Annotated in this window: 10 protein-coding genes; 7 read left to right on the top strand and 3 right to left on the bottom strand. The window is 65.1% G+C overall.

Features of this window, described 5'->3' with window-relative positions; genetic code table 11:
- Positions 1–45 precede the first annotated feature (45 nt).
- The 6 genes from GJV18_RS09220 to GJV18_RS09195 all read left to right on the top strand — a co-directional run bounded on the left by GJV18_RS09220 (position 46) and on the right by GJV18_RS09195 (position 7,008).
- Positions 46–1,005: an AAA family ATPase gene (locus GJV18_RS09220; RefSeq protein ID WP_160344677.1), complete on the top strand. Its 960-nt coding sequence runs from the start codon at positions 46–48 to the stop codon at positions 1,003–1,005.
- Positions 1,006–1,145: 140 nt separating this feature from the next.
- Entirely contained in the window at positions 1,146–2,087 is a 942-nt protein-coding gene (locus tag GJV18_RS09215) for a DUF58 domain-containing protein (protein WP_160344675.1), read from the top strand.
- Complete coding sequence (locus GJV18_RS09210; RefSeq protein ID WP_160344673.1) at positions 2,084–2,578, top strand: DUF4381 domain-containing protein; 495 nt, start codon at positions 2,084–2,086, stop codon at positions 2,576–2,578. Before GJV18_RS09215 ends, GJV18_RS09210 begins: the two co-directional genes overlap by 4 nt.
- Positions 2,571–3,599, top strand: a complete 1,029-nt coding sequence (locus tag GJV18_RS09205) for a VWA domain-containing protein (protein WP_160344671.1) — start codon at positions 2,571–2,573, stop codon at positions 3,597–3,599. Before GJV18_RS09210 ends, GJV18_RS09205 begins: the two co-directional genes overlap by 8 nt.
- Complete coding sequence (locus GJV18_RS09200; RefSeq protein ID WP_160344669.1) at positions 3,596–5,365, top strand: VWA domain-containing protein; 1,770 nt, start codon at positions 3,596–3,598, stop codon at positions 5,363–5,365. The genes GJV18_RS09205 and GJV18_RS09200 overlap by 4 nt, the downstream gene beginning before the upstream one ends.
- Positions 5,362–7,008: a BatD family protein gene (locus GJV18_RS09195; RefSeq protein ID WP_160344667.1), complete on the top strand. Its 1,647-nt coding sequence runs from the start codon at positions 5,362–5,364 to the stop codon at positions 7,006–7,008. Before GJV18_RS09200 ends, GJV18_RS09195 begins: the two co-directional genes overlap by 4 nt.
- A gap of 212 nt (positions 7,009–7,220) precedes the next feature.
- On the opposite strand, the gene ahpF is transcribed toward GJV18_RS09195, so the two are convergent.
- From ahpF to GJV18_RS09180, 3 genes are all read right to left on the bottom strand, one after another.
- Positions 7,221–8,777: an alkyl hydroperoxide reductase subunit F gene (gene ahpF, locus GJV18_RS09190; RefSeq protein ID WP_160344665.1), complete on the bottom strand. Its 1,557-nt coding sequence runs from the start codon at positions 8,775–8,777 to the stop codon at positions 7,221–7,223.
- A 272-nt stretch (positions 8,778–9,049) separates the two neighbouring features.
- Positions 9,050–9,613: an alkyl hydroperoxide reductase subunit C gene (gene ahpC / locus GJV18_RS09185; RefSeq protein WP_160344663.1), complete on the bottom strand. Its 564-nt coding sequence runs from the start codon at positions 9,611–9,613 to the stop codon at positions 9,050–9,052.
- Positions 9,614–9,727: 114 nt separating this feature from the next.
- Positions 9,728–10,693: an NAD(P)H-quinone oxidoreductase gene (locus GJV18_RS09180; protein WP_160344661.1), complete on the bottom strand. Its 966-nt coding sequence runs from the start codon at positions 10,691–10,693 to the stop codon at positions 9,728–9,730.
- 129 nt (positions 10,694–10,822) lie between these two features.
- Here GJV18_RS09180 and GJV18_RS09175 point away from each other — a divergent pair, with 129 nt between their 5' ends.
- Positions 10,823–12,901 (top strand): carboxy terminal-processing peptidase, encoded by a 2,079-nt coding sequence (locus GJV18_RS09175; protein WP_160344659.1) that lies wholly within the window; start codon positions 10,823–10,825, stop codon positions 12,899–12,901.
- Positions 12,902–12,959: the final 58 nt, after the last annotated feature.

The following is a 12,959-nucleotide window of genomic DNA, read 5'->3' as shown; positions in this document are numbered from 1 at the left end:
CGACGTCTACGACTCGCTGGTCACATTTGCCGGATGAGCTTAACGATGGAACACCGTGACGCGCTTATCGCGCTGCGACATTTTCTTTCAGCCCAGATCCTCGGCCAGGAAAAACTGATCGAAAGACTGCTGATCGCCCTGCTCGCCGACGGCCATATGCTGGTCGAAGGAGCGCCGGGGCTGGCCAAGACCAAGGCGATCAAGGAGCTGGCCGAAGGTATCGAGGCCGAGTTCCACCGTATCCAGTTCACCCCCGACCTGCTCCCGGCCGATATCACCGGCACCGAGATCTATCGCCCGGAAACCGGCAGCTTCGTGTTCCAGCAGGGGCCGATCTTCCACAACCTGGTGCTGGCCGACGAAATCAACCGCGCCCCGGCCAAGGTGCAGTCGGCGCTGCTCGAAGCCATGGCCGAGCGCCAGGTGTCGGTGGGCCGCAGCACCTATGAGTTGTCGCCGCTGTTTCTGGTGATGGCCACGCAAAACCCCATCGAGCAGGAAGGCACCTACCCGCTGCCGGAAGCCCAGCTCGACCGCTTTCTGATGCATGTGAAGATCGGCTTCCCCGACGCCAGCGTGGAGCGCAAGATCCTCGCCCAGGCCCGCGGCGAGGCCCTGCACGGCGAAACCAAGCCGGAGCGCCTAGTCAGCCAGCAGGCCATCTTCGCCGCCCGCGAGGAAATCCTCGGCCTGTATATGGCCGACGCGGTGGAGGAATACCTGGTGCAGCTGGTGATGGCCAGCCGCACCCCGGCCAAGTTCGATGCCGAGCTGGCCGAATGGATCGCCTATGGCGCCAGCCCGCGCGGCTCGATTGCCCTGGATCGCTGCGCGCGGGCCCATGCCTGGCTGGCCGGGCGCGACTTCGTCAGCCCCGAGGATATCCAGGCGGTGCTGTTCGACGTGCTGCGCCACCGCATCATCCTGTCGTTCGAGGCCGAAGCGGCTGGCATCGATCAGGACCGGGTGATCCAGCGCATCCTCGATGTAGTGGCGGTCGCATGATGCCGGGCAGCCTACTTAGCTCCCCTCGCCCGCTTGCGGGAGAGGGGCCGGGGGAGAGAACCACAACTGGTTCAGCCCTCTCCCCAGCCCTCTCCCATGCATGGGAGAGGGGGTTTGTAGTCGACGCGACCTGAGCCCCCATGCACGCCCAGCCCCTACCCAGTGCGATCCAGATCAGCCTCGCCGAGCTGATCGAGATGCGCCATCGCGTGCGCGAGGTGCAACTGTTCTCCACCCCGGCGCGGCGCAGCCCGCTGATCGGCCTGCACCATTCCAAGCTGCGCGGACGCGGGGTAGATTTCGATCAGGTACGCATCTACCAGCCCGGCGACGACGTGCGCAGCATCGACTGGCGCGTCACCGCGCGCACCCAGGAGCCCCATACCAAGCTGTTCCACGAGGAGCGCGAGCGGCCCATCTACATCATGGTGGAGCAGAGCCCACGGCTGTTCTTCGGCTCCAGCCTGCTGTTCAAGTCGGTGCTGGCGGCCCAGGCGGCCAGCCTGATCGGCTGGTCGGCCCTGGAGCACAACGACCGTATCGGCGGCCTGGTGTTTGGCGGTAGCGAACCTCACGAGATTAAGCCCCGGCGCAGCAAGCAGAGCCTGCTGCAGTTGCTCAACCGCCTGGCCCGCGCCAATCAGGCCCTCAGTAGCCACAGCGCGGCCCCCAGCGAGGCCTTCACCCTGGCCCTGCGCCGTGCCCGCGAGGTGCTGCGCCCCGGCAGCCTGGCGGTGATCATCTGCGACGAACGCAGCCTGACGGACAGCAGCGAGCAGCAACTCAGCCTGCTGGCGCGGCATACCGACCTGCTTCTGCTGCCCGTATCCGATCCGCTGGACCATGCCCTGCCCGCTGCCGGCCTGCTGCGCTTTGCCCAGGGCGCCGGCCAGCTGGAGCTGGACACCCACAGCCGCGAGTTGCGCCTGGCCTACAGCGAGCTGGCGGCCAGGCGCCAGGCCCAGTGGCAGCGCCTGGCGCAGAAACTGGCCGTGCCCCTGCTGCCGCTGGGCAGCCAACGGGAGATGGTCGAGCAGCTGCGCGAGCAGCTCAACGCTCCCGCCGGCAGGAAAGCGCCATGAACCTGCTTGAGCAGCTGCAACCCGTGATCGCCCCGCCAGCCATTCACTGGTGGCCCCCGGCCCCCGGCTGGTGGCTGCTGGCCCTGCTCGTGCCCCTGGCGCTCTTTGGCCTATGGCGCCTGGGCCGCACGCTGCTGCGTCAGCGCCGCACGAGCGCGCCCGCACAGGTCCTCGACCCATTGCGCCAGGCCGCCCTGGACGAACTGGAGCGCCTGCCCAAACCCTACTATGGCGCCGATGCCGGCCCCTGGCTGCAGCAGATCAATGCCCTGCTCAAGCGCCTGTGCCGCGAACGCTACCCCGATAGCCACAGCCATACCCTGAGCAGCCGCGCCTGGCTGGCCTTTCTCGACAGCCGCTGCCCGGCCGCCGGCCTGACCCGCTGGATGGTGCTGGTGGAAGGCGCCTACAAGCCCCATTGCCAACTGGACGACAAGGCCATCGACAGCCTGTACCAGGCCGTGGCCATCTGGATTGGCAAGCATGTTTGAATTCGCCTGGCCCTGGATCTTTCTGCTCGCGCCCCTGCCCTGGCTGCTGCGTCGGCGGCTGCCTGCCGCCGACAGTGGCGAGGCGGCCTTGCAGGTGAGTTTTATCGCCGAGCTGGAAGGCCTGAGCGGGCGCCAGGCTCGCAGCACGCTGCCAAACTGGCGACAGCAGGCGCCACTGGTACTGATCTGGCTGTGCCTGCTGCTGGCGGCAGCGCGCCCGCAGTGGCTGGGCGAGGCCGTGGCACAACCGGCCAGCGGGCGCGACCTGCTGCTGGCGGTGGATGTGTCCGGCTCCATGGATTATGCCGATATGCGCTGGCAGGATCAGGAGGTCACCCGCCTGCACCTGGTCAAGCAGCTGTTCGGCGACTTTATCGAAGCGCGCCATGGCGACCGGGTGGGCCTGATCCTGTTCGGCAGCCGCGCCTTTGTACAGTCGCCCCTGACCTTCGACCGCAAGACCGTACGCACCTGGCTGGATGAAGCCCGGCACAATATCGCCGGGCCGCAGACCGCCATCGGTGACGCCATCGGCCTGGCCCTCAAGCGCCTGCGCCTGCGCCCCAATGAAAGCCGGGTGCTGATCCTGATTACCGACGGTGCCAACAACAGCGGTGAGATCGACCCCATGACCGCCGCTCGCCTAGCCGCCAGCGAAAACGTGCGTATCTACACCATCGGCATCGGCGCCGACCCGCAGAGCGGCGGTGTGCTCGGCATGCTCGGCCTCAACCCAGGGCTGGATCTGGACGAACCGACCCTGCGCGGCATCAGCGAGCTGACCGGCGGCGAATATTTCCGCGCCCGCGATGGCCAGGAGCTGCAACGTATTGAGGCGACCCTGGATCGCCTGGAGCCGGTGCAGCAGGACCCGGCCCTGAGCCGGCAGATCGCCGTGCTCTACCCCTGGCCGCTGGCCCTGGCGTTGCTGCTCAGCGCCCTGCTGGTCAGCCGCAACCTCTGGCCCCAGGCGCTGCTGCACGGGCGGGCTCGCCTGTCACGCAGGAGGCACCAGCCATGAGCCTGCTCGCCCTCTGGCCCCACTGGGCCCGCCCCCTCTGGCTGCTCGCTGTGCCCGTGCTGGGCTGGCTGCTGTGGTCGTTGTGGCAACGCAAGCAACGCAGCGGCCAGTGGCAGCAGTTGCTGCCCGCCGCCTTCCATGCCGTGCTGTTGCGTGGCGGGCACAACCGACGCAGCCGTCTGCCCCTGCTGCTTCTGGCCCTGGCCTGGCTCCTGGCCCTGCTCGCCCTGCTCGGCCCCAGCTGGCAGAAGCTGGAGCAGGATCGGCTGAAACCGGCCGACCCGCTGGTGGTGCTGCTGCAACTGACGCCCAGCATGCTCGCCGGCGACGCCACCCCCAATCGTCTGGAGCAAGCCAAGCGCAAACTGCTGGATCTGCTCGAAGCGCGCCAGGACGCCCAGACCGCCATCGTCGTCTACGCCGGCAGCGCCCATACCCTGGTGCCGCTGTCGGACGACCTGGGCACCAGTCGCAATCTGCTCGATGCCCTCAAGCCCTCGATCATGCCCGAGCCGGGACAGCGCGCCGACCTGGCCCTGACCCGCGCCCTGCAACTGCTGGAACAGGGCGCCCTGGGAGAGGGTCGCCTGCTGCTGCTCGGCAGCAGCCTGCAAGCCGATGAGCGCAGCGCCATCACCCAGGCCCTGGCCGACAGCGATACGCGCCTGCAGATGATCGGCTTTGGCAGCAGCCAGGGCGCGCCGATCCAGCAGGAGGATGGCAGTTTTATGAAGGATGCCGAAGGCGCAATCCTGGTGCCGCGCCTGGACAGCAACAGCCTGCGTACCTTCTTCGCGCAGCTGGGCGGGGCTTACCAGCGCGCCAGCCTGGACGAGCAGGACCTGCGCAGCCTGGGCCTGCTGGAACGCAGCCCGGCGGTGCGCCACGACGCGGAACAGACCCGCCTGGAGCGTTGGGCCGAGCAAGGCCACTGGCTGTTGCTGCCCCTGTTGATGCTGGCTGCCGCCAGTGCCCGGCGCGGCTGGCTGCTGTGCCTGCCTTTGCTGCTATGCCTGCCGCAACCGAGCTACGCCCTGAGCTTTGATGATCTCTGGCTGCGCGCCGACCAGCAGGGCCAGCGCCTGCTCGACGCCCAGCGCCCGGCCGAGGCGGCCAAGCGCTTCAAGGACCCGCAATGGCAAGGCCTGGCCCTGTATCAGGCCGGCGACTATGCCGGTGCGGCCGAGCGTTTCGCCCAGGGTGAGGATGCCATCGCCCACTACAACCGCGGCAATGCCCTGGCCCTGAGCAATGAACTCGAAGCCGCCCTGGACGCCTATGCCCAGGCCCTGCGCCTGCAACCGGAACTGAGCCAGGCGCAACAGAATATGGCCCTGATCGAAGAGCTGCTCAAACAGAAGGAGCAGGCAGACCGGGGACAGTCCGCCGATCAGGCCGAGTCCCATGACCCGGCAAACGAAGCGCCCAGCCAGAGCGCCAGTCAGGGCCAGAGTCAGAGCCAAACGGCTGGCGGCGCCGGTCAGCCTGAGCCATCCGACGCACAGCCCGCCGAACAGACCGCTGCCGAACAGAGCCAGGCCACCGCCCAGAGCGCCTCACCGCCGGGCGAGCAAGCCAGTGCGGGCAGCGCCAACGAAGCCACGCCAACCAACACGGACGGCGCCGCAGAGGCGCCCAGCGAGCTGGATGGCGAACGCCGGCAAGCCCTGGAACAATGGCTGCGCCAGATCCCCGATGACCCGGCCGAACTGCTTAGACGCAAGTTCTGGCTGGAACAGCAAGAACGTCAGGAATACGCCCCATGACCCGCCTGCTCTGCCTCCTGCTTCTCGGCCTGCACCTGGGCGCTCAGGCCAGCACCAGCCACTTCAGCGCCACTGTGGACCGCACACGCCTGAACGCCGGGGAAAGCCTGGAACTGACCCTGGAAAGCAACGATGCCACCCTGTTCGGCAAGCCCGATCTGACGCCGCTCAATGAACTGTTCGAGGTGGTCGCCAGCCGCCAGGTCAACCGCCTGAACACGGTCAACGGCCAATCGCGCACCAGCACCCAGTGGATCGTCACCCTGCAGCCCAAACAGAGCGGCTATGTGGTGATCCCGCCCCTGGCCCTGGGCGAACTGCAGAGCCCGCCCATCACCCTGCATGTGCAGGAAGGCAGCGGCCAGGACGGCGGCCAACTGGCGCCGGTGTTTATCGACGCCAGCCTGGATCAGAGCAGTGTCTATGTGCAGGCCCAGAGCATCCTGACCCTGCGCATCTACCACTCCGTGTCGCTGTATGACGACAGCAGCCTGACCCAGCTGGACTTGGCCGATGCCCGGGTCGAGTCCCTGGGCGAACCCAAGACCTATGAAAAGGATCTGAATGGCATCCGTCATGGCGTGATCGAGTTGCGCTATGCCATCTACCCGCAACAGAGCGGCGAGTTGCTGATCCCGGGCCAGACCTTTACCGCCACCGTGGTCGAACGTAGCCGTAACAACGACTACAACCCCTTCGCCCCGCGCAGCGGCCGGGTGACCCGGGTCAAGTCACCGCAGCTGCGCCTGGAAGTCAGGGCCAAACCTGCCGAATACCCTGCCGACGCCCCCTGGCTGCCGGCGCGCAGCCTGAGCCTGGTGGAAGCCTGGAGCCCGCAACCGGAGCAGATCAAGGTCGGCGAATCCCTGACCCGCAGCCTGCTGCTCAAGGTCGATGGCCTGTCCAGCGCCCAACTGCCGCCGCTGCCAGCCACCCAGGCGCCGGGCTTGCGCCGCTACCCGGACCAGCCGCAACTGGCCAATCAGTCCAGCGAACAGGGCCTGATCGGCAGCCGTGAAGAACGCGAAGCCCTGGTGGCCAATCGTGAGGGTGCCATTGAGCTGCCAGCGATCGAAGTGCTGTGGTGGAACACCCTGGAAGATCGCCTGGTGCGCAGCAGCCTGCCGGCCAGAACCCTGCAGGTGGCCAGCAATCCGGCCCTGGAAGAGCCCCCCCTGCCCCTGGCCGAAGCGCCGCAGACCCTGGTGGTTCAGGGGCCGCCGCTGTGGCCCTGGCAACTGAGTACCCTGCTGCTGGGGCTGACCAGCCTCTGTGGCTTTGGTCTGTGGTGGCGTGCCCGTCAGCAACCGCCGATTGCGCGCAGCGTACAGAGCGGCCCAAGCCCGCGGGATCTGCTCGATGAACTCAAGCGCAGCTGCCTGGCCAATGACTCCCAGGCCACCCGCCACGCCCTCGACGCCTGGGCGCGCCAGCAACCGGAAACCCTGGCCGACATGGCTGCCCGCTACCTGCCCCTGTCCGCGGCTCTGGACGGACTTAACGGCGCCCTGTACAGCGAGAGCGGCCAACGCTGGCAGGGCCGTGAACTCTGGCTGGCCATCCGCAGCCTGCCGCCCCTGGACGATGCCGACAGCGCCGCCAACCCGGAAACCAGTACCCTGCCACCGCTGTATCCGCGTTAAGGCACTGGATCTATAGGGTGCGCCGCGCGCACCGGTATTGAGTTGCCAAACGTGGTGCGCACAGCGCACCCATAGCCGCCTCTGCAAGACAGGCCTCCGGGCCTGCCCTCAATGCAACAAATGATTGGTAAAGCGCCATAAAAAATGCCGCTCACCCGAAGGTGAGCGGCATCGATTACGGCACGCCGAGTCGCGCGGCCCGGCGCCCGGCCTCAGTTATGGCGGATCAGGTGGTCGAAGGCGCTGAGCGACGCCTTCGCGCCCTCGCCCACTGCGATCACGATCTGCTTGTAGGGCACGGTGGTCACGTCACCTGCTGCAAATACGCCGGGAATATTGGTGGCGCCCTTGGCGTCGACGATGATCTCACCGAAGCGGCTCAGCTCGACGGTGCCTTTGAGCCAGTCGCTGTTGGGCAGCAGGCCGATCTGCACGAAGATGCCTTCCAGCTCGACGGTATGCAGCTCCTCGCTGGTACGGTCCTTGTACACCAGGCCGGTAACCTTCTGTCCGTCACCCTTGACCTCGGTGGTCTGGGCGCTCTTGATCACGGTCACATTGGGCAGGCTGTACAGCTTCTTCTGCAGCACGGCATCGGCACGCAGGGTGTCGGCGAACTCCAGCAGGGTCACGTGGCTGACGATACCGGCCAGATCGATCGCGGCCTCAACGCCGGAGTTGCCGCCGCCGATCACCGCCACGCGCTTGCCCTTGAACAGCGGGCCGTCGCAGTGCGGGCAGAAGCACACGCCCTTGGCCTTGTACTCCTGCTCGCCGGGCACCCCCATCTCGCGCCAGCGGGCACCGGTGGAGAGGATCAGGGTCTTGGCCTTGAGCGAAGCGCCATTGTCGAACTTCACCTCGTGCAGGCCACCTTCACTGGCGGCCGGCACCAGGGCGCTGGCACGCTGCAGGTTCATCACGTCAACTTCATATTCCTTGACGTGCTCTTCCAGGGCGCGCACCAGCTTCGGCCCTTCGGTTTCCTTGACCGAAATGAAGTTCTCGATGGACATGGTGTCGAGCACCTGGCCACCGAAGCGCTCGCCGGCAATGGCGGTGCGAATGCCCTTGCGCGCGGCGTAGATGGCCGCCGCAGCGCCGGCCGGGCCGCCACCGATCACCAGCACGTCGAAGGCCTGTTTGGCGCTCATCTTCTCGGCATCGCGGTTGGCGGCACCGGTGTCGATCTTGGCGAGGATTTCCTTCACCTCCATGCGACCGGAGGCAAACACCTCACCGTTCAGGTAGATGCTCGGCACGGCCATGACCTGGCGGCGCTCGACTTCATCCTGGAACAGCGCACCGTCAATCGACACGTTGCGAATATTGGGGTTGAGCACCGCCATCAGGTTCAGCGCCTGGACCACGTCCGGGCAGTTCTGGCAGGAGAGCGAGAAATAGGTCTCGAACTCGAATTTGCCTTCAATGCCCTTGATCTGCTCGATGGTGTCTGCGTCCAGCTTGGACGGATGGCCACCGACCTGCAGCAGGGCCAGCACCAGCGAGGTGAACTCATGGCCCATGGGGATACCGGCGAAGGCAACACCGGTGTCTTCGCCCGGACGGTTGAGGGCGAACGACGGACGGCGGACATCGCTGCCGTCGGTCTTCAGGGTGATCTTGTCGGTCAGGCCGACGATATCCTGCAAAAGGCCCAGCAGCTCCTGGGATTTCGCGCTGTCATCGAGGGACGCGACGATCTCGAACGGCTGGGTGACCTTTTCCAGATAGGCCTTCAACTGGGTTTTCAGGTTGGCGTCCAACATGATGGCAAGTCCTCAATGACAAGAATTTTGGGCAATAAAAAATTGTCGGGAACAATTTTTAACGTCGCGCAGCGACGGCCTGCAGAGTCGCCGCCATGGAATGGCAGGCAATAAAATGCCCGGACGGATCGCGCCCGGGCATCGGGGGCCGTTAAGAATCAGGTAAGGCTCTTAAGGGCTGGCGTAGGGTGGATGACGCTTCACCCATCCGCCGTGGGCAACCGGTAAAGGTGGATGAAAAAAGCGTCATCCACCCTACGGATCGACCGTTGTTAGATCTTGCCAACCAGATCCAGGGACGGCGCCAGAGTGGCTTCGCCTTCTTTCCACTTGGCCGGGCAAACCTGACCCGGGTTAGCGGCGGTGTACTGGGCAGCTTTCAGCTTGCGCAGGGTCTCGGAGACGTCGCGAGCGATTTCGTTGGAGTGGATTTCCAGGGTCTTGATCACGCCTTCCGGGTTGATCACGAAGGTGCCACGCAGAGCCAGACCTTCTTCAGCAATATGCACGCCGAAGGCGTTGGTCAGCTGGTGGGTCGGGTCGCCGATCAGCGGGAACTTGGCCTTGCCCACAGCCGGGGAGGTTTCGTGCCATACCTTGTGCGAGAAGTGGGTGTCGGTGGTGACGATGTACACCTCGGCACCGGCCTTCTGGAACTCGGCGTAGTTGTTGGCCGCGTCTTCGATTTCAGTCGGGCAGTTGAAGGTGAAGGCAGCCGGCATGAAGATCAGCACGGACCACTTGCCCTGCAGGGACTGTTCGGTGACTTCGATGAACTCGCCGTTGTGGAAAGCGGTGGCCTTGAAAGGTTGAACCTGGGTGTTGATGAGGGACATCAATAACTCCTTGTGAGGGTTGAGAAATCTACGGGGCGCATAGTAGCCCGTTTGACGGAAAAAGCTTATTGATTGACGGCATGGTGACGATTGAGAGAGCCAATCGATCCGCCGTCAGGTCAGAGAGGAATCTATCACCAATACCAGTTTGCCGTTAACCCGGTTACCCGCCAGTGCAGCAAAGGCCGCCTCGGCCTGCTCGATCGGGAAACTGTCCTGCAGTTGCGCACTCAACCGCCCCTCGGCAAACAGTGGCCACACATGCTGACCCAGCTCGCGCATCAGCTCGGCCTTGAACAGCGCATCGCGGCTGCGCAGGGTCGAGCCGATCAGGCTGATGCGCTTGCCAAGCAACTGCACGAAGTCCAGCTGGGCCTGACGCCCGCCCATCAGGCCGATATTCACCCAGCGCCCGTCCAGCGCCAGCAGTTGCAGGTTGAGCTCGGCATAGGCGCCGCCCACCGGGTCGAGAATCACATCAAAGGGGGCGAAATCGGCCAGGGCCTGCAACTGGCCTTCGCCACGCAGCACCCCGCCCTGGGCTCCCAACTGCTCACAATAGGCCAGCCGCTCGGTCGAACCCACGCTGACCCAGCAGGGGCTGCCGAAGGCCCTGCACAGCTGGATGGCGGCCGAGCCCACGCCACTGGCGCCAGCATGCAGCAGCACCTTTTCCCCGGGTTTGAGCCCGGCCAGCTGAAACAGGTTGAGCCAGGCGGTGGCATAGACCTCCGGCAGCGCCGCCGCTTCCTGCAGCGACAGCCCCTCAGGCACCGGCAGGGCATGGCGGGCATCGACCACCACCTCCTCGGCCATGCCGCCACCGGCCAGCAGCGCACAGACCCGGTCGCCCACCTGCCAGTCGCACCCGGCGCCGACCTCTGTGACGATGCCGGCGCACTCCAGGCCCAGCGCCGCGCTGACCCCGGGGGGCGGCGGGTAAAGGCCGGCACGCTGCAACAGGTCGGCACGATTGAGTCCGGCGGCCGCCACGCGAATACGAATTTCCCCCACATCACAGGTCGGAGTGGGCTGTTGCAGCCACTCAACCCGGCCGTCTACGCCTTGCAATGCCTTCATGCTGCCTCCATAGTGCATTTACACCCTGGCCTGGCGTTGAACGCCGGGCTTCTGCATTGCGCCGATGGAACCAGGCGCCCTTATTGACGGCCTAATATGCGTTATCAACTGCCCACACGTCGAATCAGCATGAAGCGATCCCTACTCAGCGCCACCTTCGCCCTGGCCATTGGCCTGAGCGCCCCACTGGCGGCCAAGACCACCGGCGTCACCGACTGGACCTACCTGGACCCGGATCGTCAGCAGGTGATCGCCAGCCTCAACGTGGTGGAATTGCTCAAACGTCATCACTACAACAAGCCGCCGCTCAACGACGAGCGCTCGGTGAAGATCTACGAGGCTTACCTCAAGCTGCTCGACCCGTCGCGCAGCATCTTTACCGCCCGTGACATCGCCGAATTCGACCAGTGGCGCACGCGCTTCGATGACCTGCTGAAAAGTGGTGATCTGCAGCCCGGCTTCAGCATCTACAAGCGCCACCTGGAGCGCCTGGAAAGCCGCCTGCATTACGCCATCGACATGCTCAACCGTGGCGTCGAGCAGATCGACTTCAGCATCGAAGAGGAGCTGCTGCTCGACCGCGAGAACGCGCCCTGGGCCAAGGATGTCGCCGCCCTGGACGAACTCTGGCGCAAGCGGGTCAAGGATGAGGTCCTGCGCCTGAAAATCGCCGGCAAGGAACCCAAGGCCATCGAGGATCTGCTGACCAAGCGCTACAAGAATCAGCTCAAGCGCCTCAAGCAGACCCGTGGCGAGGACGTATTCCAGGCTTATATCAATGCCTTCGCCACCACCTACGACCCGCACACCACCTACCTGTCCCCGGACAACGCGGAAAACTTCGACATCAACATGAGCCTGTCCCTGGAAGGTATCGGGGCGGTGCTGCAAAACGACAATGAACACGTCAAGGTCGTGCGCCTGGTGCCGGCCGGCCCGGCGGAGAAAAGCAAGCAGATCGCCCCGGCGGACAAGATCATCGGCGTAGCCCAGGGCGACAAGGACATGGTCGACGTGATCGGCTGGCGCCTGGATGAAGTGGTCAAGCTGATCCGCGGGCCAAAAGGCTCTACCGTGCGCCTGGAGGTGATCCCGGCCAGCAACGCGCCGAACGATCAGACCAGCAAGGTGGTCACCATCGTCCGCGAGGCGGTCAAGCTGGAGGAGCAGGCGGCGAAGAAACAGGTGCTGGAACTGCAGCATGAAGGTCGCGCCTACAAGCTTGGGGTGATCGAGATCCCGGCCTTCTACCTGGACTTCAAGGCCTACCGCGCCGGTGATCCCAACTACAAGAGCACCACGCGCGACGTTAAACGCCTGCTCAGTGAGCTTAAAGACGAGCAGGTTGATGGTGTGGTCATCGATCTGCGCAATAACGGCGGCGGTTCCCTGCAAGAAGCCACCGAACTGACCGGCCTGTTTATCGACCAGGGCCCCACCGTACTGGTACGCAACAGCGATGGCCGGGTCGATGTACTGGCCGACGAAAACACCGGCGTCTACTACAAGGGCCCGCTGGCGGTGCTGGTCAACCGCCTGTCAGCCTCGGCCTCGGAGATCTTCGCCGGCGCCATGCAGGACTATCACCGCGCCCTGATCCTCGGTGGCCAGACCTTCGGCAAGGGCACGGTGCAAAGTATTCAGCCGCTCAACCACGGCGAGCTGAAGCTGACTTTGGCCAAGTTCTACCGGGTTTCCGGGCAAAGCACCCAGCATCAGGGCGTGATTCCGGATATCCAGTACCCGGACATGATGGACACCAAGGAAATCGGTGAAAGCGCCCTGCCCGAGGCCCTGCCCTGGGACAGCATCCGCCCGGCCATCACCCCGGAGCTGGACCCGATCAAGCCCTTCCTCGCCGAACTGCATGCACGCTTCGAAGCCCGCACCCGCAACAATCCGGACTTCACCTTCGTGCGCCAGCGCCTGGCCCTGGCCAAGGAGCTGATGAACGAAACCAGTGTCAGCCTCAACGAGAGCACACGTCGCCAGCAACAGAACGATATCGAGGCGCGCCAGCTGACCATCGAGAACAACCGACGCCAGGCCAAGGGCGAAGCCCCGCTGAACAAGCTCAAGGAAGAAGACGAAGACAGCCTGGTTATGGAGGACGACAAGAACAGCGCCGAGGACGATGCCTACCTGGCCGAAGCCGGGCACATCCTGCTTGACTACCTCAATCTCAATACCCGCGTGGCCAAACACTAGGCCGTCATCAAAGGGTCATCAAACTGTCGTGAAATGCGAGGGCGGGCCCACAGACCCG

Origin of the sequence: Pseudomonas xionganensis (genome assembly GCF_009763245.1) — a bacterium.
GTDB lineage: Bacteria > Pseudomonadota > Gammaproteobacteria > Pseudomonadales > Pseudomonadaceae > Aquipseudomonas > Aquipseudomonas xionganensis.
Note: the sequence above shows the minus strand (reverse complement) of the source record. Positions and strands in the feature narration are given on the sequence as shown.

Coding starts and splice junctions, on each gene's coding strand:
- GJV18_RS09220 (WP_160344677.1), top strand. CDS start 46: ATGGAACACCGTGACGCGCTTATCGCGCTGCGACATTTTCTTTCAGCC.
- GJV18_RS09215 (WP_160344675.1), top strand. CDS start 1,146: ATGCACGCCCAGCCCCTACCCAGTGCGATCCAGATCAGCCTCGCCGAG.
- GJV18_RS09210 (WP_160344673.1), top strand. CDS start 2,084: ATGAACCTGCTTGAGCAGCTGCAACCCGTGATCGCCCCGCCAGCCATT.
- GJV18_RS09205 (WP_160344671.1), top strand. CDS start 2,571: ATGTTTGAATTCGCCTGGCCCTGGATCTTTCTGCTCGCGCCCCTGCCC.
- GJV18_RS09200 (WP_160344669.1), top strand. CDS start 3,596: ATGAGCCTGCTCGCCCTCTGGCCCCACTGGGCCCGCCCCCTCTGGCTG.
- GJV18_RS09195 (WP_160344667.1), top strand. CDS start 5,362: ATGACCCGCCTGCTCTGCCTCCTGCTTCTCGGCCTGCACCTGGGCGCT.
- ahpF (WP_160344665.1), bottom strand. CDS start 8,777: ATGTTGGACGCCAACCTGAAAACCCAGTTGAAGGCCTATCTGGAAAAG.
- ahpC (WP_160344663.1), bottom strand. CDS start 9,613: ATGTCCCTCATCAACACCCAGGTTCAACCTTTCAAGGCCACCGCTTTC.
- GJV18_RS09180 (WP_160344661.1), bottom strand. CDS start 10,693: ATGAAGGCATTGCAAGGCGTAGACGGCCGGGTTGAGTGGCTGCAACAG.
- GJV18_RS09175 (WP_160344659.1), top strand. CDS start 10,823: ATGAAGCGATCCCTACTCAGCGCCACCTTCGCCCTGGCCATTGGCCTG.